14 protein-coding genes and 1 tRNA gene are annotated in these 24,864 nt (G+C 69.9%); 12 read left to right on the top strand and 3 right to left on the bottom strand.

Annotation, left to right across the window (positions count from 1 at the left end):
• Positions 1-158: 158 nt before the first annotated feature.
• From OG607_RS26520 to OG607_RS26510, 3 genes are all read left to right on the top strand, one after another.
• Positions 159-3,881 (top strand): helix-turn-helix domain-containing protein, encoded by a 3,723-nt coding sequence (locus OG607_RS26520; RefSeq protein ID WP_405728376.1) that lies wholly within the window; start codon positions 159-161, stop codon positions 3,879-3,881.
• A 123-nt stretch (positions 3,882-4,004) separates the two neighbouring features.
• Positions 4,005-5,438, top strand: coding sequence for a polysaccharide deacetylase family protein (locus tag OG607_RS26515; RefSeq protein WP_405728373.1), 1,434 nt, complete (start codon positions 4,005-4,007; stop codon positions 5,436-5,438).
• 896 nt (positions 5,439-6,334) lie between these two features.
• Entirely contained in the window at positions 6,335-8,335 is a 2,001-nt protein-coding gene (locus OG607_RS26510; protein ID WP_405737064.1) for an RICIN domain-containing protein, read from the top strand.
• 310 nt (positions 8,336-8,645) lie between these two features.
• On the opposite strand, the gene OG607_RS26505 is transcribed toward OG607_RS26510, so the two are convergent.
• Positions 8,646-11,081, bottom strand: a complete 2,436-nt coding sequence (locus OG607_RS26505) for a SpoIIE family protein phosphatase (protein WP_405728370.1) — start codon at positions 11,079-11,081, stop codon at positions 8,646-8,648.
• Positions 11,082-11,257: 176 nt separating this feature from the next.
• Here OG607_RS26505 and OG607_RS26500 point away from each other — a divergent pair, with 176 nt between their 5' ends.
• The 5 genes from OG607_RS26500 (at position 11,258) to OG607_RS26480 (ending at position 19,653) form a co-directional block, all read left to right on the top strand.
• Positions 11,258-12,721, top strand: a complete 1,464-nt coding sequence (locus OG607_RS26500; protein WP_405728367.1) for an aldehyde dehydrogenase family protein — start codon at positions 11,258-11,260, stop codon at positions 12,719-12,721.
• A gap of 267 nt (positions 12,722-12,988) precedes the next feature.
• A complete protein-coding gene (locus OG607_RS26495) occupies positions 12,989-13,855 on the top strand; it encodes an acetamidase/formamidase family protein (RefSeq protein WP_405728364.1) in 867 nt (288 codons plus the stop codon).
• 389 nt (positions 13,856-14,244) lie between these two features.
• Positions 14,245-15,336, top strand: a complete 1,092-nt coding sequence (locus tag OG607_RS26490; RefSeq protein ID WP_405728361.1) for a pectinesterase family protein — start codon at positions 14,245-14,247, stop codon at positions 15,334-15,336.
• Positions 15,337-16,216: 880 nt separating this feature from the next.
• A complete protein-coding gene (locus OG607_RS26485; RefSeq protein WP_405728358.1) occupies positions 16,217-18,847 on the top strand; it encodes a TniB family NTP-binding protein in 2,631 nt (876 codons plus the stop codon).
• A gap of 221 nt (positions 18,848-19,068) precedes the next feature.
• Positions 19,069-19,653, top strand: a complete 585-nt coding sequence (locus tag OG607_RS26480; protein WP_405728355.1) for a hypothetical protein — start codon at positions 19,069-19,071, stop codon at positions 19,651-19,653.
• A gap of 243 nt (positions 19,654-19,896) precedes the next feature.
• On the opposite strand, the gene OG607_RS26475 is transcribed toward OG607_RS26480, so the two are convergent.
• Positions 19,897-20,205 carry a helix-turn-helix domain-containing protein gene (locus tag OG607_RS26475; RefSeq protein ID WP_405728353.1) on the bottom strand — a complete coding sequence of 103 codons (309 nt, stop codon included), beginning with the start codon at positions 20,203-20,205 and terminating at the stop codon, positions 19,897-19,899.
• A gap of 313 nt (positions 20,206-20,518) precedes the next feature.
• Between OG607_RS26475 and OG607_RS26470 the strand changes: the two genes are divergently transcribed.
• The 4 genes from OG607_RS26470 to OG607_RS26455 all read left to right on the top strand — a co-directional run bounded on the left by OG607_RS26470 (position 20,519) and on the right by OG607_RS26455 (position 24,205).
• Positions 20,519-21,241, top strand: a complete 723-nt coding sequence (locus OG607_RS26470) for a hypothetical protein (RefSeq protein WP_405728350.1) — start codon at positions 20,519-20,521, stop codon at positions 21,239-21,241.
• Positions 21,242-21,573: 332 nt separating this feature from the next.
• Positions 21,574-22,386, top strand: coding sequence for a hypothetical protein (locus OG607_RS26465; protein WP_405728347.1), 813 nt, complete (start codon positions 21,574-21,576; stop codon positions 22,384-22,386).
• The gene (locus tag OG607_RS26460) at positions 22,383-23,879 is read left to right on the top strand and encodes a hypothetical protein (RefSeq protein ID WP_405728344.1); all 1,497 of its coding nucleotides are present in this window, start codon (positions 22,383-22,385) and stop codon (positions 23,877-23,879) included. Before OG607_RS26465 ends, OG607_RS26460 begins: the two co-directional genes overlap by 4 nt.
• Before the next feature lie 253 nt (positions 23,880-24,132).
• A tRNA-Arg gene (locus tag OG607_RS26455) sits at positions 24,133-24,205 on the top strand.
• Positions 24,206-24,472: 267 nt separating this feature from the next.
• Here the strand turns inward: OG607_RS26455 and OG607_RS26450 are convergent.
• Positions 24,473-24,844: a hypothetical protein gene (locus tag OG607_RS26450; protein ID WP_405728341.1), complete on the bottom strand. Its 372-nt coding sequence runs from the start codon at positions 24,842-24,844 to the stop codon at positions 24,473-24,475.
• Positions 24,845-24,864 lie beyond the last annotated feature (20 nt).

Below are 24,864 nucleotides of genomic sequence, written 5' to 3'. Positions count from 1 at the left end.
CTGGACGGCGCCGCGGCGTGCCTCCGGCCGACACCGGCCGGAGGCACGCCCAGGTCGGTGCCGCGTCCGGAGAACCGGCCCTGAATTGCCTCACCCGACAGCCACACGTAGCTTGGCGTCCGATCGCTGACGTGTGTGAAGGTCGAAAGGTACGCCCGGTGGGACGACGCGAAAAGCCGGTGGACCCCGACGCCGGCCCCGTGCAGCGGCTGGCACACGATCTGCGTCTGCTGCGTGAGAAGGCGGGAAAGCCGCCGTACCGGGAGATGGCCGAGCGGGCGGGCTACTCGACGACCGCCCTGTCCCAGGCGGCCTCCGGCGACCAACTGCCCTCGCTCGCGGTGGTGCGGGCGTACGCGCAGGCACTCGACGCCGACCCGGACGAGTGGGAGGGACGCTGGCGGGAGGCGGACGAGCAGGTGCGGGCGCCCTCGGCCGAGGAGCGGGCACCATACCGGGGCCTGGCCCGTTTCGAGCCGGGTGACAGCGACCTGTTCTTCGGCCGGGACAAGCCGGTCGGCGAGCTGTTGGGCCTGGTGCGCGCGCACCGGTTCGCCGCCGTGTCCGGCCCTTCCGGCAGCGGCAAGTCGTCTCTGCTGCGGGCCGGGCTGATTCCCGCGCTGCGGCAGGCGCGGGGCGCCGACCGCCCGGCGGTGATCCGGGTGCTCACCCCGGGGGAACAGCCCGCGCGCACGCACGAGCGGGCGCTCGTCCCGCAGGACGGCGAGGACGGCGACCTGGACACCTGGGTGATCGTCGACCAGTTCGAGGAGCTGTTCACCCTCTGCCACGACCGCGCGGAACGCGATCGCTTCCTCGACCTGCTGCTGTCCGCCCGCGACCCCGCGAGCCGGCTGCGCGTGGCCATCGCCGTGCGCGGCGACTTCTACGGCCACTGCGGCGCCCACGCCGGGCTGGCCGAGGCGGTCAGCCGCGCGAACCTGCTGATCGGGCCGATGAGCCGGGAGGAGCTGCGGGAGGTGATCACCGGCCCCGCGACCGCCGAGGGCCTGAACGTGGAGCGCGCGCTGACCGCCCGCGTCATCGACGAGGTCACCGACCAGCCCGGCGCCCTGCCGATGCTCTCGCACGCCCTGCTGGAGACCTGGCGACGGCGCCGTGGCCGCACCCTCACCCAGGCCGCGTACGAGGAGACGGGCGGCGTGCACGGCGCGATCGCCGCCACCGCCGAGCAGGTCTACGGCGAACTCACGCCTGAGCAGGCCCGCATCGCCCGCCGCATCCTGCTGCGGCTCATCGCACCCGGGGACAGCGCCGCCGACACACGCCGCCCCGCATCACGGAGCGAGCTGGAGCCCGGCGCGCAGGATGTCCTGGAGCGCCTCGCTGCCGCCCGGCTGATCACCCTGGACGGCGACACCGTCGAGCTGGCCCACGAAGTGCTGATCACCGGCTGGCCCCGGCTGGCCGGCTGGATCGAGGAGGGCCGCACGCGACTGCGCGCGCAGCGGCTCCTCGGCGAGTCGGCCCGTACCTGGGAGCAGCTGGACCGTGACGCGGGAGCCCTGTACCGGGGGGCGCGGCTGACCCAGGCCGAGGAACTGTTCACCGGGCAGGGCGGGCACGACCTCGCCGAGCTGGAGCGGGCCTTCCTCGACGCCTCACGCGCCGCGCACAACGCCGAGCGGGAGGCCGGGACGCGGACCGCCCGCCGTACCCGCCTGCTCGCCGCGGGCCTCTCCGCGTTTCTCGTGCTGGCTCTGGCTGCGGGCCTGCTGGCCTGGCAGCAGAGCCGGGCGAGCAATGCGGAGGCCGCCAAGGCCACCGCCCGCCGCCTGGCCGGGGTGGCCGACGGCCTGCGCCTCGCGGACCCCCGCACGGCCGCCCTGCTCTCCGTCGCGGCCTGGCGGCTCGCCCCGCTGACCGAGTCCCGCTCGGCCCTGCTGGACGCCCTGGCCCGACCGGAGCGGGGCGCCTTCACCGACCCGCAGACGGGCGACAACGTCCGCCGCTTCCTCACCCGCCAGGGCCGCACGCTCGTCACCGTCGCTGGCGGCAAGGTCACCGTCCGCGACGTGGCCGGCCACCGCGTCACCGCCACCTACCACCTGCCCGGCGGCACGGAGGCCTCCGACGCAGGCCCCGATGCCCGCTTCCTCGTCCTCACCGGCCAGGACGGCGACGAGCTGTGGAACCTCGCCGCGCACAGACCCGCCGCCGACCTGGGCGACGCGGCCTACTGGCCGGCACCCGACGGCGGCGCCTACGTCACCGGCCCGTCGGACGGTCCCGGCCCGGTGCGGGTGCACCGGACAGGCGACGGCAAGGCCCTGTTCACCACGCACCTGCCGCGTGGTCTCACCGCCGCCGCGGTCGGCCCGGGCGGCCGCCTCCTCGCCCTGTGCCCGGCCGAGGGTGCACCGCAGGTATGGGACACCGTTCACGGCAGGCGGCTGTCGGGCGCCTGGGAGAAGGCGGGGAGCACCGTCTGCGGTACCGGCTCGGGAGCGGACGGCGGCTCCCGTCTGCTGCGGTTCAGCGGGGACGGCCGGCGCCTGGCCGCCGTCTCCGGGACCACGGTCACGGTCTGGGACGTCTCCGGCGGGCGGGACGTCGCCGACTTCGACAGCGGCGGCGTCACCGGCTTCACCGACGCGGCCCTCTCGCCGGACGGGGAGTTCCTGGCCACGGCCGACGACCAGGAGATCGCCGTGTGGCAGCTGGACCTGGGCGGCGGGCAGGTCTTCCGCACACCGCTGGCCGGCTCCGAGGTTCGCGGGCTGACCTGGGACCCGGGCAGGAACCGGACGCTGCGCTATCTCGACGGCGCCACCGTCCGCACGTACGACCTGAGCGACCGCCTGGACGCCCACTGGCAGAGCACCCCGGCCGACGCGACCGCGCTCAGCCCGGACGGCGCCGTCCTGGCCACCGCCACCCGCTCCGGCACCGGCTACCGCTTCGAACTGCGCTCCACCCGCACCCACACGCTCCTCGCCCGCACCACGCTCGGTCCCCTGCCGACCGACAGCGGCGAAGGGCCCCCGCAACTGGCCTTCAGTCCGGACGGGAGGGCCCTCGCCGTCGCCGACACCGTCTCCTCGCACGGCTCCCTGCGGCAGCGCTTCAGCGTCTGGGACGTCCCAGCACACCGGGTCCGTACGTCGTTCGAGACATCCGGTGCGGCGGACCGCAGCGTCTACGCCCTCGCCCTCGGTCCCGGCGGCCGGACGCTGCTGGCCGGACGCTCCACGGGCGGCGGCGGCGAGGCCGAGGTCTGGGACACCGCCACCCGCCGCCGCACGAGCAGCCTGAGCACCCTCTACGCGGGCAGGCTCGCCCTGCGTCCGGACGGCAGGCTGCTCGCCGACTCCGCCGACCGGTACGCCGAGCTGCCGTCCGGCCGCGTGGGCGGACGCGCCCTGGCCGACGGCCGAGAGGTCACCGCGCTGGCCTTTAGCCCCGACGGCACCCGGCTCGCCGCCGGCGACTCCACCGGGCACGTCACCCTGTGGGACGCCGACCTGCGCCACCGCATGGGCATACTGACCGGCACCTCCGACACCGTCTCCCGGTTCGAACCCGAGGCCGTGGGCGCGCTCGCCTTCTCCCCCGACGGCAGCACCCTCGCCGTGGGCGGGCAGAAAGGCACCCTGCGCCTGTGGGACACCGCCGGACAACGGCTCCTCGGCACCGACCTGCCCACCCCCGGCGACGAGATCGACACCCTCGCCTTCACCCGCGACGGCGCCACCCTGTACGCCGGCGGCCCGTACGTGCTGCTCCAACGCCATCCGGTCGCCCCGGACGACGTCGCCCGCATCCTGTGCGACCGGGCAGGCGGAGGACTCACCAGAGCTCAGTGGCGGACATACGTCCCCGAGGCGCCGTACCGGCAGGTGTGTCCCACAACACGCTGAGGTACGCAAGCGCGCACAAAGGAGGGGCTTTCTTTGTTCACAGTGACTCCGACGGTCGCTGAAAAATGCCCCTGACCTGGACGATCGGGCTCCGGTAAGTCCCCTAGCCCAGGTTCTGGTCCCATGCGCACACACGTTCTTCTCCCCTCCCTCCTGCTGCTCGGTTCGCTCTCCCTGACGGCGGCCTGCGCGTCCGAGGCGTCGCGTGCCACGACCGCCAAGGCCCGGCCCGGCTCGTCCGCCACCGCTTCCCCGGTGCGGGCCGTCGACCCCTCCAAGATCAAGGGTCTGCGGATCGTCAACGACAGCAGCGAGAACAGCTCCTGCGCATGGGCGACCGGCTACCCGGACGTACCCGGCGCGACCGCGATGACGGCCGCGATGAAGAAGGACGTGGAGCAGCGCCTGGCGACCTTCCGCTCGACGTGCGACAGCAATCCCACGGCCGCCGACGGCTTTGAGTTCAACATCAGCCACCAGTTCCTGGTGGCCTCCGGAGACGTCCTCGGCGTCCGGCTCACCACCCAGGACAGCACTGCAGCGGGGGACGGACTGACCAGGCGCACCTACTGGTACGACGGAAAGGCGGGCGCGTACCGCACCGCGCTCGCGCTCATCGGTGACGGCTCCCGGGACGCCTTCGTCGCGGCTCTGAAGAGCGAGCTCAAGGGGCGGGAAGGCACGGACGCGGACACGGTGAACGAGGCGTTCACCGACCGGTCGAGGCTCGTCGGCATCCTCGACGACATCGCCTTCACCGCGGACGGCGGGCTGCGGGTGACCTTCGACCGGGGCGAAGTGGGCGTCCCCGCCGGCGGCGCCTACGTCGTGACCTTCTCCAGGGCGACGGCCACCCCCTGGCTGTCCGCCTTCGGCAGGCGCGTCCAGCACCAGACCGTCCAGCCGTCCCGCTCGCTCGACCTCGGGGCGGCCGCCACGCCCACACCCGCCGTGCCGACCCGAACGGCCTCCGGCGACGACGACACCGACTGCAAGAAGGTCCGGTGCGTCGCCCTGACCTTCGATGACGGCCCCGCCGCCCCGGAGACAGCGACCCTGTTGACCTACCTCGCGCAGTACAACGCCCGGGCCACCTTCTTCACGGTCGGCCAGAACGTCGCCGCCCACCCGGACCTGGTGCGTGCCGAGGCCCGGGCCGGCAACGAGGTGGGCAACCACTCCTGGAACCACCCCGACCTCACCCGCCTGACCCCCGCGCAGGTCGCCTACCAGCTGAACCGCACCAGCGCCGCGATCAAGGCCGCCACCGGCAAAACCCCCACCCTCTTCCGGCCGCCCTACGGCGCCATCAACAGCACCGTCCGCCGCGCCACCACGCTCTCCCCCGTTCTGTGGACCCTGGACACGGAGGACTGGAAGTACCCGGACGCCGCGAAGATCGCCGCGACCGTCGTCGACAAGGTGAAGCGCAACGACGTCGTCCTCCTGCACGACATCCATCCCACGTCGGTCGCCGCCGTCCCGCAGATCCTGCGCACCCTCACCGCCGACGGCTATCACTTCGTCACGGTGAGTCATCTGCGCTCCACCATGTGATCCAACGGCGGAAGGACGGTCCTGATCGTCCGGCGGCGCGCAGGACCATAGCCGTGGCGCCGGGTTGTGGCCGCGGGAATGGCTCCGCTGAAGATCTGGACACGGAAAGCGGCTGAGCGCAGCCAGGCGAGGAGAAGGCGGGCGAACTGCTCGCCGCCGGTCCGAAGGCCGCCCGTCGCGGGGCATGACGTGAGCCTTGCCAGGAGCGGCGTCGCGGGGAACAGCGCCGTCCAGCCCGCGACCCGTCCGCACGTCCGCCCGTCCAGGCAAGACAGGCCGCCTCCGGCAGATGCAGCCGGACGGTGTCCGGCAGCAACCAGGCGCGTTGCGGTCGAGGAGGCAGAGCCCCGCCGTGAGCCAGGTGTCACCATGCCGCCATGCCGCGAGTGTGTCCAACCCCGGCGTTTCAGGGCCGGCCCAGCAGCATGGGCAGCAGCGCAGCGGGAGCGTCCGACCCGCCATCGCCCTGTGCCTCGGCTCTGACCCACCCGGCCGGCACACATCCCTCACCCGGGCAGCGTGACTCATGCTGCCCGGGAATCATCCTGTTCGACAGGGAGAGCACACCCGGTCTGCGCACACAGGAATCACACAGATGAGCAAGAACGATTGACGCGCACATGCCGCTGCCCTAGCTTCTGACCGGCTTGCCGAACTGCATTCGGAATACCGACCGCATATTGCCACTGCTCCCCCACGACCGTCGTCGGGCCCCGCACACCCCTTGGACCATGCATAACCCATCGTTCTCTACGCTCCCGCCGACTCTTTCCCGGCATGGCCGCACCCCCCGTGGCCATGACCGGCGCGCTCACCCTCGGTGTCGGCACCGACTACGGCCTCCACCTCGCGGACGCGACCTTCCGCGTCGGGTACCGATCATGAAAGGCACCCCCATGCCGCACAGCTCCGCACGAAGGTGGGCCGGACGCATTACCGTGCGCGTTCTCGTGCTCGCCCTCGGTCTGGCCGGCCTGACGGCCCTGGCCGGCCACGAGGCACCGGCACCGCTGCCCGCCGAGCCGGCCGCGGTCAGCACCACGCAGGCCGCCGTCACCCCGCCGTCGATGGGCTGGGCGTCCTGGAACAGCTTCGCCAGCAGCATCGACTCCGCCGTTATCAAACAGCAGACGGACGCTCTGGTCTCCTCCGGCATGGCGACAGCCGGCTACCAGTACGTCAACCTCGACGACGGCTGGTGGCAGGGCGACCGCAACGACGACGGCACCATCGCCGTCGACGCGAACCTGTGGCCGGACGGCATGAAGGCCGTCGCCGACTACATCCACAGCAAGGGCCTCAAGGCCGGCATCTACACCGACGCCGGCAAGAACGGCTGCGGCTACTACTACCCCACCACCCGCGCCGCCGCCCCCGACACCGGCATGGAGGGCCACTACCAGCAGGACCTGGAGACCTTCCAGAACTGGGGCTTCGACTACGTCAAGATCGACTGGTGCGGCGGCCAGGTGGAGGGCCTCGACCAGGAGACGACCTACAAGGCGATCGCCGCCGCCAACGAGGCCGCCACCGCCGTGACCGGCCACAACCTGGTGCTGTCCTTCTGCGAGTGGGGCACCGGACTGCCGTGGAACTGGGCCACCGGTTACGGCGACCTGTGGCGCACCAGCTCCGATGTCATCCTGTGGGGCTCGACGGCCACGACGGCCAAGATGCTCACCAACTTCGACCGGGCCCTGCACCCGGCCGCCCAGCACACCGGCTACTACAACGACCCCGACATGATGATGACCGGCATGGACGGCCTGACCGCCGCCCAGAACCGGCTGCACATGAGCCTGTGGTCGATCCTGGGCGCCCCGCTGCTCGCCGGCAACAACCTGGCCACGATGAGCACCACCACCCGCGACATCCTCACCAACCGCGAGGTCCTCGCCGTCGACCAGGACCCGCGCGGACTGCAGGGCGTCAAGGTCGCCGAGGACACCCGCAACCTGCAGGTGTACGCCAAGGTCCTTTCCGGTACCGGCAAGCGCGCGGTGCTGCTGCTCAACCGCACGTCCTCGTCGGCGTCCATGACCGTACGCTGGGCCGACCTGGGCCTCACCTCGGCCACCGCCTCCGTACGCAACGTGTGGAGCGGCAGCGACGCAGGCTCGTCCACCACGGGCTACACCACCACCGTCCCGGCGAACGACGCCGTCCTGCTCACCGTCTCCGGCGCCGAAGCGTCCGCAACGACCTACGAGGACACCACCACGGCCACCACGCCCGCCTTCAGTACCGTCACGACCGGCGCGGCGGGCACCAAGCTGGTGGACATCACCTACGCCAACGGCGGCAGCACCGCCCGCAAGGCCACCATCCAGGTCAACGGCCAGTACGGCTACGTCGTTTCCTTCCCGCCGACCGGCTCGGCCACGACCTATCGCACGGTGTCCGTACTGGCGCACCTGGCCAAGGGCACCAACACCGTGCGCTTCGCCGGGGTCTCCGGCAGCACCGCGCCCGACATCGACGCGATCCGTGTCCAGGCCGTCCCCGGCACCAACGGCGTCGCCCTCCTCGGCGCCGCCTCCAGCCGCTGCGCCGGCCTGGCGAAGAGCACCATCACCGACGGCTCCCAGGCCATCCTGTGGGACTGCTTCGGCGGGCAGAACGAGACCTTCACGCAGACCTCACGCAGCGAGCTCGTCGTCTACGGCAACAAGTGCCTGGACGCCAACGACAACGGCACCACCAACGGCACCAAGGTCATCATCTGGAGCTGCAACGACGGCACCAACCAGAAGTGGACCGTCCACTCCGACGGCACCATCACCAACAACCTGTCAGGACTGTGCCTCGACGCCGAGGAAGCGGCAACCACCAACGGAACCAAACTGATCCTCTGGACCTGCAACGCCCAGACCAACCAGCAGTGGACCCTCAACTGACCACCACCGCGACGGCGTGACGTCACCGCGCCCGCCATGCACCCGATCCCGGCAGCCGGACCTCGGTTGCCGGGGTCCGGCTTCCCGAAGCTGCACGCCGCGATCTGCGCACACGCGTCCACAGGTGCCCACCGACAACACTGGGCCGCGGGCCGGCCCGCCTCCCGACCGATGGCTCGCAGACTGAGACCCCGGGCGAGCACCACACGAGTATGCAGTCGGTCGGCCCTGATCTGGATGGCGACGAGTTGGCTGGTGGTGGCGGGGTTTACCGGTCGATGCCGTGTGCGCGTCCGGTGCACGGGGACCGTCAGGTGGTGGGGAGGGTCTGTTCGGCCCAGATTGTTTTGCCCCTGTACGTCTGGCGGGTTCCCCAGCCCTGGGTGAGCTGGGCGACCAGGAGCAGGCCGCGGCCGCCTTCGTCGAAGGTGCGGGCGCGGCGCAGGTGGGGGGCAGTGTTGCTGGTGTCGGAGACCTCGCAGATGAGGTTGCGGTCGCGGATGAGCCGGAGCTGGATGGGGGCGCCGCCGTAGCGGATGGCGTTGGTGACGAGTTCGCTGACGACCAGTTCGGTGACGAAGGCGGCTTCGTCCAGGCCCCACTCGTCCAGTTGCTGGCAGGCCTTCTTGCGGGTCTCGGCGACCGCGGAGGGGTCGGGCGGCACGTCCCATGTGGCGACATGGGCTGCGTCCAGGGCGCGGGTGCGGGCTATCAGTAGCGCCACGTCGTCGGCGGCGCGGTCCGGGAGAAGTGTCTGGAGCACAGTGTCGCAGGTGCTCTCCAAGGACGGAGACGGCCGGGCCAGCACCTCGCGCAGCGCATCAAGGCCTTGGTCGATGTCGCGGCCACGGGTTTCGATGAGACCGTCGGTGTACAGCGCGAGGAGGCTGCCTTCGGGCAGTTCGATCTCGGTGGCTTCGAAGGGCAGGCCGCCCAGCCCCAGCGGCGGGCCTGCGGGGACGTCGGGGAATTCCACGGCGCCGTCGGGGGTCGCCAGTGCGGGTACGGGGTGGCCCGCGCGGGCCAGGGTGCAGCGGCGGGAGACCGGGTCGTAGACGGCGTACAGGCAGGTCGCGCCGATCTCGCCAGTGCTGCCGGCTGCACTGTCGGCCTCGGCGGACAGGTGAATGACGAGGTCGTCCAGGTGGGTCAGCAGTTCCTCGGGGGGAAGGTCGACGTCTGCCAGGGTGCGTACGGCGGTGCGCAGCCGTCCCATGGTGGCCGAGGCCTGGATGCCGTGGCCGACGACGTCGCCGACGACCAACGCGACCCGGGCGCCGGACAACGGGATCACGTCGTACCAGTCGCCGCCGACGCCCGCCTGGGCGTTGGCGGGCAGGTAGCGGGTGGCGACGTCGACGGCGGCCTGCGGAGGCAGCCGCTGCGGAAGGAGACTGCGCTGCAGGGTGAGGGAGGTGCGGCGCTCGCGGGTGTAGCGGCGGGCGTTGTCGATACAGACGGCGGCCCTGGCGGTGATCTCCTGGCCCAGGAGCAGGTCGTCCTGCTCGAAGGGCTCCGGGCGCCGGTGGCGGGAGAACGTGGCCACGCCCAGGGTGATGCCGCGGGCGCGCATCGGTACGGCCAGTACGGAATGGAAGCCGTACCGCCGCATCCGCTCGGCCCGGTCCGGGGTCTGGACCGCCACCTGGGCTATCGCGGGGGCGGTCACGTTCTCGATCAGCGGCCGGCCGGCGATCAGACACCTGGCCGCAGTCGACTCGTCCGGGTAGGCGGCCACCGTTCCGCGCCGGACAACGGCCTCGGGGCAGCCCTCCAGGACGGACTGGTAGGCGACGCGGCGCAGCAGGACGGGGCCAGGGGGCGAGCCGGCGCGAGGGTCGTCGCCACCTTCGATGGCGGGGAGCAGGTCGACGGTGACGAAGTCCGCGAGCCGCGGGATGGCCACGTCGGCAAGTTCCTGGGCGGTACGGGCGAGGTCCAGGGTGCTGCCGATCCGGACGCTGGCGTCGTTGAGCAGGGCCAGACGCCCCCGGGCCAGGTGCTCCTCGGTCATGTCCTGCGCGGAAAGGAGTACCCCCCGCACCGTCCCCTCGGCGTCCTGCACAGGGGTCAGTGCCGTCGTCCAGAAACTCTCGCGCTCGTGGCCCGTCAGGTGCAAGGCCAGTTGTACATGCTGCTTCTCGCCGGTCTGCAACGCCCGCCGCATGCACTCCTCCGTCCGGTCGCTCTGCGGGTCGACCACGATCTCCGATACACGCAACCCCCGCATCGCCTCTTCGGACAGGCCGATCACACGTTCCATGTCCGCGTTCGCCCGCCGCAGCCGCAGGCCGGTGTCGTAGAGCGCCGTGGTACCCGGGGACTGGGTGAACGCCCGCATCACCAGCGCATCGTCCTGGAGAGGCGACGGCGGGCGTGCCAGGGGGGAGACCAGGAGCCAATGACTGCCCCCGCTGCCTCCGGTGTCCGGCTCCTGGCGGTGGGCCAGCAGATTCACGGTAAGGCGATGGCCGTCCCGGTGCAGGAGAGTCGCCGTCCCGTTCCACCTCGGCAGCGCCTCCAGGGACCGCAGCGTATCGGCTGGTGGCTCCACTGCGAGCAGCCCGGCTGCGGCCCGGCCGATGATCTCCGCAGACCGGTATCCGAGCAGCCGCCGCGCCCCTTCACTCCACCCGGTAACGAAGCCGCGCGGATCCACGGTGGCCCTGGCCGTGGCCGCCTCGACGACGGGATCCTTCCCGGGCCACGCCGCCCGGTCGTCCCCAGCAGTTTCGGAACCCGTCATCGCGCTCGTCCGCCCTCGCCTCGGTCTGTTTCCACCATGGGTCGCCCTCAGGCCAGGAGCAACCGATGGCCGATCAACATCGGCAGACATATATGATCAATAAGCCGTTATACGCAGAAAACCTCACTTTATAGTGATTCTTCACCGAACAACCAACGTGGACGGAGGGCCGAGCCATGACTGCCACCAGAGGGGGGACGTGGCCGGACACGGATGAGTGGACCGGGAGGATCTACAGCGGTGGCTGGCGGCAGTCCGAGGGCGGGATTGCGCCGGTGTATGAACCGGCCACGGGGGAGCGGCTGGCGGAGGTGGGTGTGGCTGCGCCTGCGGATGTGGTCCGGGCCGGGGCGCAGGCCGCGCGCGCCCAGCGGGCCTGGGCCGAGATGGCGCCCCTGGACCGCGCCGGGGTCCTGCTCCGTGCCGCCCGGGCGCTGCGCGACAACAGCGGGGCGATCCGCGAGTGGATCGTGAGGGAGTCCGGAGGCGTCCCGGCGAAGGGCGACTACGAGATTGCGGCCGGGCTCAGCCAGCTGACGCACGCGGCAGCGCTCGCGTCGCTGCCTCTCGGCGAGATCCTGAGCCCGTCCCAGCCTGGCGAGGCCAGTTACGCTTGGCGGGTACCGCTGGGAGTCATCGGCGTGATCAACCCCTGGAACGCGCCACTGCTGTTCGCCATGCGGGCCCTCGCGCCCGCTCTTGTGCTCGGTAACGCCGTCCTGCTCAAACCCGATCCCCACACGCCGGTGTCCGGCGGTGTCGTCGTGGCGCGGCTGTTTCAGGATGCGGGACTGCCGGAAGGGCTGCTCCATGTCCTGCCCGGAGGTATCGGGACCGGCCAAGCCGTTGTGGCCGATCCCCACGTCGCCATGGTCTCGTTCACAGGGTCCACCGAGGCCGGTCGGGCGGTCGCCCGCGCCGCCGGTGGCGGGCTCAAGCGGGTGGCCCTGGAACTGGGCGGCAAGAACTCGATCATCGTGCTCGACGACGCGGACGTCGACGCGGCGGCGATGGCCGGCGCGATGAGCTCCTTTGGCTATCAGGGCCAGGCCTGCGTCGCCGCCGGACGCCATCTCGTGCACGCCGACCTCGTGGAGCCGTACACGCAAGCGCTGGTCAGGCACGCCAAGGCGCTGCGAATCGGTGACCCCCGCGAGGAGGGTGTGATGATCGGCCCCGTCATCAGCGAGCGCCAGGCCGCTCGGATCGAGCGCATCGTGGACGAGAGCGTGGCCGCCGGGGCACGGGTGCTCGCCGGCGGACGCCGCGACGGGCTGTTCTACCCGCCCACCGTCCTGGACCACGTCGAGCGGAGCATGCCGGCCTTCAGCGAGGAGATCTTCGGACCCGTCGCCCCTGTCGTTCCTTTCCGGACCGACACGGAGGCAGTCGAGATCGCGAACGACACCGAATACGGCCTGACGGCTGCTGTGCACTCGCGTTCGGTGCCTCGGGCCACCGTCGTCGCCGAGCAGTTGCGCACGGGCATGGTGCACCTCAACGACGTGTCCGCCAAGGACGCCGCGAATGCGCCCTTCGGCGGGATGGGAGCATCGGGCAACGCTTCCCGCATCGGCGGCACCGCCAACCTGGAGCAGTTCACCCAGTGGCGCTGGATGACGGTGACCGAAGGCGCCTGACAACGCACGCAACAGCGCGACGCCCTGCTTGTGATCCGTTACGACTTCGGCGCCGCCAGGACGAAGAGTTCAGCGGAGCCTTCTACGTGCGTCGCCCGAGCGGTGGGCCCAAGCCCTGCACTCGTCGCTCCTGAGCGGACCCGCCGCCCTGCTCCCAGGAAACCGCGCGACCTTCAGCGATCAGCTGAGCGTTTCAGAATCGACGGGGTTGCGTTGCGAGCGATCTCCTAAGGAGACGGCGTAACCGGCGAAGCGGTCGTAGGAGTGGTGCTCGACGACGCCCAGCAGGTGGCTGACTCCGGCATGCTGCACGACTTCGACGATGACGGGCCGCACCTGGTCACCGGGCCGATCGCCGTGGCCGGCGCCCGGCCCGGCGATCTGCTCGCCGTGACAGTCCTCGGCCTCACCCCGCGGGTTCCGTACGGCATGGTCTCCACACGGCACGGCTTCGGCGCGCTCCCCGGCGAGATGCCGTCGCTGCCCGGTCCCGTGATGACCTTCGCGACCGCACACAAGGACCGCCACGGCGCATGGGGCCGGATGGCGGTGGACCGGACAGCCCCCTCCCGCGGCTCACTGCGCTTCCCCCTGCAGCCGTTCCTCGGCGTGATGGGCGTCGCGGTGCCCGGGAGCGAGCGACCGCACTCGGTGCCGCCAGGGCGCCACGGCGGCAACATCGACATCTCCCTGCTCGGCGAGGGCGCCACACTGTTCCTCCCAGTCCAGGTCGACGACGCGCTGGTCTACTTCGGGGACCCCCACTTCGCCCAGGGCGACGGCGAGGTCGCCCTCACCGCGTTCGAGGCGTCGTTGCGCGCCACCGTGAAGCTCGAGGTGGTGCCCGGCGGTGCGGCAGTACGGCCCGGCCACGGCCGCGTCGCCCCGTTCGCCGAAACGGACGACTACCTCGTGCCGATCGGACTGGACGAAGACCTGAACCAGGCGATGCGCGACTGCGTGCGCTGCGCACTGGACCTGCTGGTGACCGACTACCGCATCGACCGTCACCTGGCGATGGCATACCTCAGCGCCGCAGGCGACTTCGCGGTCTCCCGGGTCGTCGACGGCGTGAAAGGCATCCACGGAAAGATCCGCAAGTCCGACTTCCGCGAGGTCTGCCCGCCGCGCTGACCGGCAGACGCGCCGGTTCGGTGCCGGGGCACGGTCACACCGACGAAGGCGGGCGGGATCAGGCGGACCGGACCACGGCATCCGTTGCTCCCTGCTCAGGGTGTGCCGGTGTGCGTACGTCCCAGCCCAGCGCCCGGGCGTCTGCGGATCGCCGGCCAGGATCAGCCCCGGGCAGCGGGAGGCGTGGCGGCGGTACCCGCTCGTCCCCGGGACACTGTTCCTGCTGGACGGCAACGGCTTGGCCGGCGTCTGCAACCGCATCGCCCTGCACGCGATGACCGGCGACCGGGCAGCGGCCGCATTCCTGCGCGGGGCGCCGCCATTGGCGTGTTCGCGATGTCATGGCGCCGACCGGCAACCCCCGGCGGCTCCGGCAGCGACTGAAGGCCATGACCACCAACACGGGACACCCAACCCGAACCCAGCAGCACCGCCACCGCTGGCTGCGGCCGGCTTCAGGGCTGTCGGCCGTCCTCGCCCTCGTGGCGGGGGCCACTGCCGGCGCGACGCTCGGCAGCACGGGCACCGCGTCGGCCGCGGCCACGATCACCGTCGCCGCGGACGGCTCGGGCAACTTCACCACCGTGCAGGCGGCCGTGAACGCCGTACCGGCCGGCAATTCCTCACGCGTCATCATCTCCATCGCGCCCGGCACCTACCGCGAGAAAGTGACCGTGCCGGCGACCAAGCCCTATGTCACCTTCCAGGGCACCGGCAGCAGCCGCAGCTCCACGAAAATCGTGTACGGAGTGGCCTCGGGCAGCCCGAAGGGCGACGGGACCACCTACGGCACGGGCGGCAGCGCGACCGTGACCGCCTACGCGGACGAGTTCCAGGCACGCAACCTCACCATCGCCAACGACTTCGACGAAGCGGCGCACGACTACGCCAACGAGCAGGCGGTGGCGCTCTACACCGCCGGCGACCGGACCGTACTGGACAGCGTGATCTTCGACGGCAACCAGGACACGCTGCTGCTGCACAGCCGGTCGACCTCGCTGCGGGCACGGGTGTACGTCAACAACGCGATCATCAGCGGCGATGTCGACTTCATCTTCGGCGGCGCCACCGCCGTCATCAACAAGACCGCGATCACAGTGAAGAGCGACCGCACCAGCTACGGGATCGTGCTCGCGCCGTCGACGCCGGCCGCGTACCACGGCTTCCTGGTCATCAACAGCTCGATCACCGGGTCCGGCACCACCGCGGCGACCTACCTCGGCCGCCCGTGGCACGCGGGCGGGGACGCATCCCTCGACCCCGAGGCGATCGTCCGCAACAGCTCGCTGGGCGCCATCGTGCGCAGCGCGCCATGGACCGACATGAGCGGGTTCTCCTGGAAGGACGATCGCTTCGCCGAATACGCCAACTCCGGTGCGGGAGCGGGCACGGCAAGCTCCGACCGGCCCTTCCTGACGGTGAGCCAGGCCGCGGACTACGAGATCGCCGACTGGCTGGACGGCTGGACGCCGTCCACGTAGACCGCCCGACGAACAGCCCCTGTCGCCGCTCAGAAACCGCGTCTCCGCTTCGCCGCACGACGCCGGGCCGGCTCACCCCTCCCGGCGCCGTCAGGAACATCCGGGCGACCTCACAGCTCACCGACGACGATCACAGGCCGAAAACGTCGTAGGGCCCGCCGTCACCGGCGCCCGAGTGACGGCGACGGAGGGGCTCTTCCCTCCGGGGCCAAGACCAGCGCGCGGACGGTCTCGACATGGCCGGGCGCGGAGGCGACGGCCTTGGCGTAGCCGTCGGCGGTGAGGATGGCGTCGTTGTGACGGCCGGTGCCCCGGCCGAAGGAGCAGTACCTTCTCCCACGGCCGTGCTTGGGTAACGTCCTCGTCGGAGATGCCGTGCACCCAGCGAGCACCGTCGCTGATCGGCTCGGTGGGCTTCACGAGAGTGTCCAGCAGCCTTCTACCGGTCGCAGCGTCGATCACAGCGAACTCGATGGTCTGCGCCGGAGTTGTGCCACAGCCTCGCCGCCGTCGCGCGGACGTTGCGAACCCCCTGCGGACCCGGGACGGCCTCCCGGCTCGAAGAACAGGCACCGCGCCAAGCGCCACGACGTCGGCAAGACGGTCAAACGCGCCGAGTCGATCAAGGAACACCAAGCCCGCTGAGGTTAAACGCCAAGCTAAGGAAGCCAACGGCCTCGGCCTCACCGTCCGCTTCCAGCCCATCGCAGCAGCCTGACCCAGGACGGGCACATCTATTTTCGTGCCAGACCCGCTTCTGTGCGTAGAAACCTGGTGTCGCAGACACCTAGCCTCGGACAGGACATGAGTTCACGATCGCGAGGGAGGACGGATGGCTGGGCAGTGGCCATCGCGGCTAAGTCTTGGAGATCGCCTCCGCGTGGTCGACCGCGCCTGGACCGTGGTGGGCTTGTCCGGGGGCCGTATCGTGCTGGCCGACGCGGTCGGTGCCACGGTCGCGGTGAGTGTCACTCAGCTTCTATCGCAACCAGTCGAGCTGATCGCTCGCGGACCTGTCAGGCCGACGGACGGCCGGGCGGACGTGGTCGCCGACAAGCGTCAGCGCGCCGTGGCGACGTTCTGGGAACGCCATGTGGTGGAAGTGCAGACCGGGTTGCCTCCTGATGCGGGCCCTGGAGTAGCACCGAAGCCGGAATATGATCCGGCGGTCACCACGTTGGCAGAGCGCGAACTCGCCAAGTCGAAGGAACTCGCAGCAGCGGGACTCGATCACGGCTTTTCGGCCGGGACGGTGAGGCGCAAGCGGCAGCGCTACCAGGCCGACGGATTCGAGGGTTTGCTGGACGGCCGCAGTGAGCGAACCTCGCGGGTAGGTGCACGGATCGATCCGCGTGTCCTTGACTGCCTGCTGCAGGTGCTCCACGAGCGTAGGAACCAACCGCGGCGCTCAGTGGCGTTCTACCGCGCCGAGACAGAAGCAAGAGTGCGGGAACGTCATGGTTACGAGGTGGCGATCCCGTCCCACTCGACCTTCTACCGGCTGATCTCCAAACTGCTGAGGAGCGGCGCGGCGAAAGGCCGAGCGCGACGGCGACGCCACCTGGCGCCCGCTCGGTCGGCAAGGCCCGGGGCAAGGGCGGTGGTTGACGTAATCGACCTCTACGCGACCAGTTCGGCGGGAGCAGCAGGGGAGGGACCGCAGGCGCGGGCGACAGTAGTCCTGGACGTGGCCACCGGATCGGTGTGCGCACTGCTGCTGCACCCAGTCGGCACGACCGTGGACGGGCGTGTGCTCCTGATGCGGCTGTGCACGCCGCGGAATCTGCTGGAGCAGTTGGGATCAGCGCCGGCCGCAAGTCTGGAGGAGTCGACCGGTTCGGCGACGGCTGCGGCAGTCATCGTTCCCGAGCGTTTGGACGTCGAGGACACCTTCCTGGCGCGGTCCGTCGGCTTCCGGGCGGCGTGCCGACAGGTAGGCATCCGCGTCAGGGTCACCGATCCGCGCCTACCCAGGGACGCAGCGCATGTGGAGCGCTTGCTCGGCAGGCTCGCCGATGGCCTGACCGACGTGCTGAGCCAAGAGCTGACCGGGGCACCGGAGTTGACCTGGGAACGGCTGGCTTCGCTACAGCCTGCGGTGGACCAGTGGGTCACCGAGGTCTGGCAGAACCTACCGGTCAAATCCGGCGACAGGCACCGTGCAACGCCGGGTGGGGCGAGTCCTAACCAGATCTTCGCGGACGCGGTCACGGACGCAGGCGCGATCTCCCTGCCGCGGGCGCCACACGTAGCCCTGACACTGCTGCCCCGGATCCGACGCCACGTCACTGCCGCGGGTCTGCTCGTGGATCGCATCCACTACGACAGCCCGCGGCTCGATCCGCTGCGCGCCGCTCCCGGGCCATCGGGGCCGGTATGGGTCCGCAAGGACTTCTACGACCGGCGGCAGGTGTGGGTCGAATTGGGATGCGGGGAGTGGCTGGCCGTCCCCCAGAAGCCGCCGTCGGCTGACCAGCAACTGACAGCCGGTATCCGATCGTTCCGGCAGGGGGAGGACGCGACGTTCCTTTCCGCCCACCCTCGCCCGCCTGTGCCCGTGCCGGCACAAGTGGTCCGCCACGCGCCGCTGACCAGCCTGGAAGGCTGGCGCAATTACATCAGCGCGGCTGGTGCCCAAACCGCCGGCCCAGGGGCGGACCCACACGAGCGGCTGATCTACCACGCGCGTCTCTCCCTGGAAGACACTCCCCTGGTACGCGAGGTCCGCGAGCACGGATGGCGGCTGGCCGTGCTCAAGGAGCACACCCTGGGCCCGGGCCACGACCTGCTGGTCACCGGGCCTGCCGGCTTCGGGAAGACCACAGCCCTGATCGAGTTCGGGCGTAGCTTCGAACTGCGCGACCGCGCGCGGCACGGCCAAAGGCCCACCCGGATCCCGACCGTCTACGTGGCACTTCGCCCCACGGGGACGGCGCGCGATCTGGTGGAAGACCTCGCGCGCTTCGTGCAATACCCGATCCATCCGCGCCGTCACATGACCCGGTTCATCGACGACATCCGCGAGACGCTGACCATCACTGGCACGGGGGTGGTCCTGATCGACGACATGCACTACGCGTGGACCGGAACGCGCGAGACGGAGATTGTCGACGTGCTGCGCCACTTCGCGGACCGGCTCCCCGCTTTGTTCGTGTATGCCGGTATCCAAAGCGCAGGTCAGAAGGCTGATACCGCAGGGTTCAGGCGGATGGTGCACGTTCAGGCCGACCGTCTGACCGATGCGTCCGAGTGGGCTCGCCTGGTGGCGGAGTTGGATGTGGCACTGCGGCTCGACCATCACCGCCCCGGCGAACTGAGTGAACTCGCGGTGGATCTGCACCAGTTGAGCGGCGGGAACGTCAGCGGGTTGATGTACCTGGTGCGCGCTGCCGCCGTATCGGCGGTGCTGAACGGCAGCGAACGCGTCAGCCTGCCAGCCCTGCGGCGCGTAGCGGCAAGTCACCCGGCCGATACCCAGGCGCACGAGCCCGGGGCAGAGCAGGTGCAGTGACCAACTTGCGCAAAGAGTAGGCGCACAGAGCAGTTGAATGAATGCGATCGATCAGTGGGCCTCTCCCCGCGTGTCGTGGTCCTCAGGGCACAGATCAGAACTGACCGGATTCCACGGCGCAACGACCAACCCCGTGACGGGTTGTGACACCGCGTGGCCTTGTTTGACTGGGTGCATAAACAGGGCACACGGCGGTGTGCCCCGTCCCTACCCTGGGCCGTATGACCACTCACGCCAGCCCCCCCGGGGGGGTGCAGGACGCCGGCAAGGAATTCCGCCGCATCATCGGTGAGTGTGACCTTCTCCTCCGGGACCGCGAGGAAAGGATCAACCGGCTACAGGCCGGCGTGACGAGGATCCGGGACGTGCGTGTGGAGGCGGAGACAGCTCTCAACCACCTGCTTGGCGCCCCCGAGCGGGCACGCCTCTTGCGCAGCTCCCTCACGGAGGCCGCCGGGAGCTCGCAGCCACCGGATGCCGGTACTGATGACGGGAGTCACGAGGACGAGCAGAGCGCCGACCAGCAAACCGAGAACACCACTGCGCAGGAACCGCCACCAATCGAGATCTCGGGGAACCGCTCGATCGAGATCATGAAAGTCCTTGAGACCCGCCCGGAGCACCCGTGGAGCGCCCAGGAGGTGGCCGTCGCACGCGGCCACGGCGACGACGACAATGCGGTCCGGCTCGCCCGGTCCGGTCTGGATTTCCTCTGCGATAAGCGCGTGTTGATCAAGAGCACGACGAAGGAAGGCAAGAAACCGCGCACTCACTACACCATTTGCGCACCGTGGCGGTTCGCTTGATCACCTGAGCCGCCCTCACACCCGCGCTCTGCGCGGACCTACTGCCGCCCGGTTCCGTCTACAGGTTTGGTAGGCCAAGCCGGATCCGGGCGGCAGTTTTGTCGCACTTTCGACGGTACCCGCCAACAAGGCGTCCCGTCGGGCGTTCGACTGATTTCACGTCACCGACACCAGTGGAAGCCGAACGCCATGCGCACAACCGAATGCACGTTCCCTGGAATCCACCGCGAGGCGCGGCGCCGTTCAATCCGTCCGGGCGGCGTGCGGGCTCTCGGACGGGGCTCCCGCCTGGGCGGGCATCGTCGCCGGATCACCCTCGGCGGGCCATGCGACATGGTTCGGCCACAGCAACACCCCCAGGGCCTGCTCGATTGTCGCGATCGTCAGCAGGTCCGGCCAGCTCGCGCCGGTCAGGATGTTGGAGATCACCTGCCGGTTGACGCCGGTCTGCTGAGCCAGCGCGTTCGCGCTCAGCCGCCGCTGCGCCATCGCCTCGGCGAGCGCGCGCGCGACGGCTTGGGCGACCTGGGCACCACGGTGCTGCCGCATCATCGCCCCTGGCCACTGACCACGGGTGATGTACTCGGTCGGTTTAAGGGCACGTCGGGTTCCTCCAGGCACGCCAACAGTGTGACCGAAGTCCGGCCGGGATGCGCAGGACCCCCACCGCTGCTAGAACTATAGCAACTCGGTGCGGGCGCGGAACCCCTCCCTACCGAACGGGTTCCGCCGCGTGCCACCCGCATCGGTCCGTCACATGTCGCCCCACGGAGGACGATCCGCGATGCCCAGCCGCCGCACCAGCACACAACTCCGACTCCCCTTGCCAACGGACCGGGTTCGGGCCGATCTGCAGACCAAGATCTTGAAGGTTGCCTGCGCCTGGGACGGCGCGTTCACCACCCACGATCTCGGCCAGCACGTCGACATCGCAGCGTCCCGGATCGGCCTGTGCATGAGTTTTCTGTGCTCCTGCAAGCTTCTCGAACGGGCTCCGGGGCGCGGCACCTACCGCGCCACCAAGACCGGAGCCGCCCTGGCCGCCCCCTGGCTGCGCAGCGAACAGCAAGGTCGCTCCGCGCTGCGCGCGGCACTGCAGTCGATCTGGTTCGTCGAGGCTGCACATACCCGCCTCGGTACGGATCCGGGTCTGGCCAGCGGATTGACAGCCCACCTGCTCAGCCAGGCCCGCGCCGGCGCCGACAAGAGCCTGGCGGCAGAGGTCCTGGTCGACTTCATGATCCAGTCCGGGTTCCTGCAGGTCGACAAGCCCGGCTACCTGCGCTGGCACGCAGCTGCCACGCCCGAGTCGGCCGACCCGGGCGTCGGCCCGAACGAGCAGACGAGCGAAGTGTCGCCCAGCGGCCCGGCTCCGGCGACCGGAGGTGCCGGTATCCCCCGACCGCGTACCGAGCCCCCGCAGATCGCAGGCAACGGCGACATCGCCGCTCTGCTGGCCAGCCCGATCCGCATCGTGGACCTCGGCCGCCTCTCCACGGACGACCTCGACGCACTCCACCGCCACCTGCGCGGCCTGGCCTCCGTGATCGACAAGATCAAAGGACTGCCCACCGACCGCCCGATCTGACTGCAGGTCCGAGGCGCCGCATCCCTTGGCCGGGTGGCGCCCCGGACCCCCACCTCCACCACCACCAGCGGCATCGCCGCGATAGGAGCTTCGGCATGTCCTCAGCACGGAGGACTACTCCCCACAGTAGCGCCCGACCCGTTGGCGCCACCGCACACGACATCAATCCACGGACGGGCCACCGCCCCTCACCCGTCAGTGCGACTCCGGCAACACCCCAGCCTGAACTCCGCACAGAGATCAGCGAGGCCCTCCGCCTGGCCGGCCAACTATGGGAGCAGCGCGCCCGAGCCGGGAAAATGAGCGTTCAGACCGTGGCTCTGGACTGTGCCATGTGTGAGCGTTTCCTGGGTTTCGCCGCTGCCCACGACGTCATCTACCTCGATCAGGTCACCAGCGGACTGATCCGCCGCTTCGAAACCGCCCCGGGCCGCGACCGGCACGGACGACGAAGCGTCACGCCGGCACCGGGCAGCGAACGCCAGCGCCGCGGGGCCCTGCGGACCCTGTTCGCCGACTGCCGGAGCATGGGACTGACCACCGCCCACCCGCTGCTGGACGCGCCCGCCATCCCCCGCAGCCCGCGTCGCCCGGCCCAGCAGATCACCGACGCCGAAGTGGCCAAACTGCGCTTCCACGCCGGCTACGGAGCGCCTCGCAGCCGCTACGCCGCCCTACTCGCCCTACTGCTCGCGGGCCAGGCCAGTGCGGAGATCGCCTGCGCAACCACCGCCGACCTCGATACCCCCGGAGCCCGGATCAGCACAGCCGGATCGACGCACACCCTGGCCCGAAGCTGCCCCCTGGACGACTGGTCCCTCCAGGCGCTTGCCCAGCGGGCCGCCCGCCTCGCCGACATCGGACCGGGCCCCCACCCGCTCGTGACCACCGCGTCCTCCGCCTACCGTGCTCAGGCCAGCGTAGGAGCCGGCTTCAGCGTCATCGCCCGACGAGCCGGCCTGTCCACCGCCAAACGCCAGGTCCGCCTGCGCGACGTCACCGCCTACCGCGGCCAGCAGGTCTTCGCCCAAACCGGACGCCTGTCCGAGGTCGCCCGCGTCCTCGGCCTGACCTCCCTGGACGCGGCGGCGGCGACCATCGGCTACGACTGGCTCGCCGGCCCGGGTAACGGGGAGGCACCGTGACCGCCCCGAAGAAGCGCCGCAACAGCCGAAGCAAGAAGAGGAAGACCGACGACCCCGGCTGGGAGCTCGGGCCGATCCCCGACGACATCTTCGGCGCCGCCACCGACCCGCCGCCCAAACACAGCGACGAGGCCCCGCCCCTGACCATCACACAGCGTTTCCGCGCCGTGGTCGGCAACCCCGACATCTACGCCGTCGCAGCAGCGGCATTCCCCGAGCAGACCGGCCCACGTGTCGGCTGCCCTCCCAAGTTCCCTCCCTACGTCTACCTGATCTTCGACAGTTGCATCTCCATCTTCGAATCAGCACGCAGCGCGGCAGCGCACCTCGCCGAGGACCTCTGGTGGTCCATCCTCCGCGACTCCGTGCGCACCATCCTCGGCGACGAACACGCCGACTCCCTGCGAGAGAACGGCCCTACCCGCGGCAACTGGAACTACTTCTTCAAGACCCGCATGAAACCCGAACTCGCCGCGCTGCGCGAGGCAAGCCGCGACGCGTGGATCGCCCAAGCCCTCGAACAAGGACTCCTGGACATGGAGGAGGGAACCTGGATCCGGCCCGCCTGCGGCCAGGTCATCCACGGTGACGCGACCGTCGCCGCACCGGCCTCCCGCCAGACCGAGCTCGAAAGCGTGGACAAAAGGACCGGCGAGAAGCGGAGGCACAAGATCGACCCGGACGCCTCCTACACCGTGGAAGGAGGCGGCAACAGGGTCTACGGAAACAAATACCTCTCCATGGCAATTCGGGGCGCGAATCTTCCGCACAGCCGGGTGATCCTCGACATGGAAACCCTCCGCCACAAGAGCAAGGAAGCGGACCCCGATCACGAAGCGGAGGGAGTTGCCACGGTGCGCATGCTCAAATACATCGCCTCAAAGGTAAAGGCCCGTATCGCATACACACACGACATCGCCATTCGTGGCGTCCACCGTGCCCAGCTGATCGCGCAGGGCATCGTCGTCTTCACTCCCCAAGCCGAAGGACTCGAACCTCAACCACTGCAGGTGCATACCTGCGAATCCTGTGATCACGAGCTCTACGCCGCAGGCAGCCGGGTCTGCGAAAAGAAGCTCTCCGTCGACGGGAAGAAGATCATCTACAACCCACTCCCCGTCAGCGCCTTCCTCCCCAGAAAAGGCAAGACCTACCGCTTCTACCACCAGGTGGAAATCCCGTGCGGAAACGGTCCCACCCACACCGTTAACATCCGAGTCGATGAAACATCCGAAGACCGAGAAATCGACCCGAAGACCGGCCGCCAACGCCTCAACCGAACCGAGCATCTCAGAATCGTGCCGCCGCCCACGCCAGCAGGCCGACGCCTCAAAGGTTTCAGGCAGGACAGCGAAGCCCAACATTCCACATGGGATCTGTCCTACCGCCACAAGTGCATTCCCGCCTACGGAGCGGACGGCGGCCTGGCCATCTACATCGGCTACGCATGGCTCAACAACTCCGTCGCCCGGATCCATGGCCGCGCCACATGAGCCACCCAGTCCCAGGGGCCACGGGACCCCTGGGCCAGCTGAACCCAGTACCGCGACGCTCACCCTGTCAGGCGGAACAGCCCCTGACCTGCGCCATGCGCACAGCACAGTCCCACCTCGCCGACATCGTCGTGTGACCCGCTAGACTGTGCGGCGGCGCGGCTTCGGCTGCGCCGTCGCAGATCTCCCTGGAAGATGTGCTCCAGAACATCGCTGGTCAGCGAGTTTTTGACACATTTTCTGACAGATCCCTGCCCCAGTAGCTCAGGGGATAGAGCACGGCTCTCCTAAAGCCGGTGTCGCAGGTTCGAATCCTGCCTGGGGCACGCAGCGCCCTCGCGGCGCCACGTACGACGAAGGCCCAGGTCAGCCGGTTGACACCGGCAGTCTGGGCCTTGATCGTTCGCGGCTGGCGGATCATGGCGCCGGAGTGGCCGTGCCAGATCCGTGCCAGATCAGTCGATCTTGGGCTTCCCGGGCTCGCGCCCCTTCTTGATCTGCTGATCCACGTGGTCGGCGATCTCCTGCAACGGCACCAAACCCTCATCCCGGTCTGAAACGCCGAGCGAAACGACCTCTCGGCCTGATCAAGGTTATTCAGTACCGGCTTCGGTCTTGTGCAGCATCTGGGCCAACAGCAGGGTGCCTCCGGCCGCTGCCCCTACCGCTCCCATGGCCAGGAAACCGCGAGAGGAACGCCAGGACAGCACCGACCACCGCGACTGCGCGGAAAGCAACGATCCTGTACTCAGCCACGACCCGGTTGAGATCAGCGACATGGCGGAACCGATCGAACCGGCGGACAGAGCGCTTCCGATCGAGCCGACCGACAAGGCCGAGCCGACGGACCCCACGGACAGCACCGATCCAACCGAGCCGATCGACAACACGGAGTCCTGCGACCACAACGACAGGACCGAACCAGAGGAGGCACGACGGACCGACCATACGGACAGCTTTGTCATGAGGCCATCTTCCCCGCTGG

Origin of the sequence: Streptomyces sp. NBC_01537, assembly GCF_045040445.1 — a bacterium.
Lineage (GTDB): Bacteria > Actinomycetota > Actinomycetes > Streptomycetales > Streptomycetaceae > Actinacidiphila.
This window is presented reverse-complemented; position numbering and strand designations above follow the sequence as displayed.

Excerpts from the sequence above, each read along its gene's own strand:
- OG607_RS26450 (WP_405728341.1), bottom strand. The coding sequence starts at position 24,844 with ATGACAAAGCTGTCCGTATGGTCGGTCCGTCGTGCCTCCTCTGGTTCG.
- OG607_RS26500 (WP_405728367.1), top strand. The coding sequence starts at position 11,258 with ATGACTGCCACCAGAGGGGGGACGTGGCCGGACACGGATGAGTGGACC.
- OG607_RS26480 (WP_405728355.1), top strand. The coding sequence starts at position 19,069 with ATGACCACTCACGCCAGCCCCCCCGGGGGGGTGCAGGACGCCGGCAAG.
- OG607_RS26490 (WP_405728361.1), top strand. The coding sequence starts at position 14,245 with ATGACCACCAACACGGGACACCCAACCCGAACCCAGCAGCACCGCCAC.
- OG607_RS26465 (WP_405728347.1), top strand. The coding sequence starts at position 21,574 with ATGTGTGAGCGTTTCCTGGGTTTCGCCGCTGCCCACGACGTCATCTAC.
- OG607_RS26515 (WP_405728373.1), top strand. The coding sequence starts at position 4,005 with ATGCGCACACACGTTCTTCTCCCCTCCCTCCTGCTGCTCGGTTCGCTC.
- OG607_RS26475 (WP_405728353.1), bottom strand. The coding sequence starts at position 20,205 with ATGATGCGGCAGCACCGTGGTGCCCAGGTCGCCCAAGCCGTCGCGCGC.
- OG607_RS26505 (WP_405728370.1), bottom strand. The coding sequence starts at position 11,081 with ATGACGGGTTCCGAAACTGCTGGGGACGACCGGGCGGCGTGGCCCGGG.
- OG607_RS26510 (WP_405737064.1), top strand. The coding sequence starts at position 6,335 with ATGCCGCACAGCTCCGCACGAAGGTGGGCCGGACGCATTACCGTGCGC.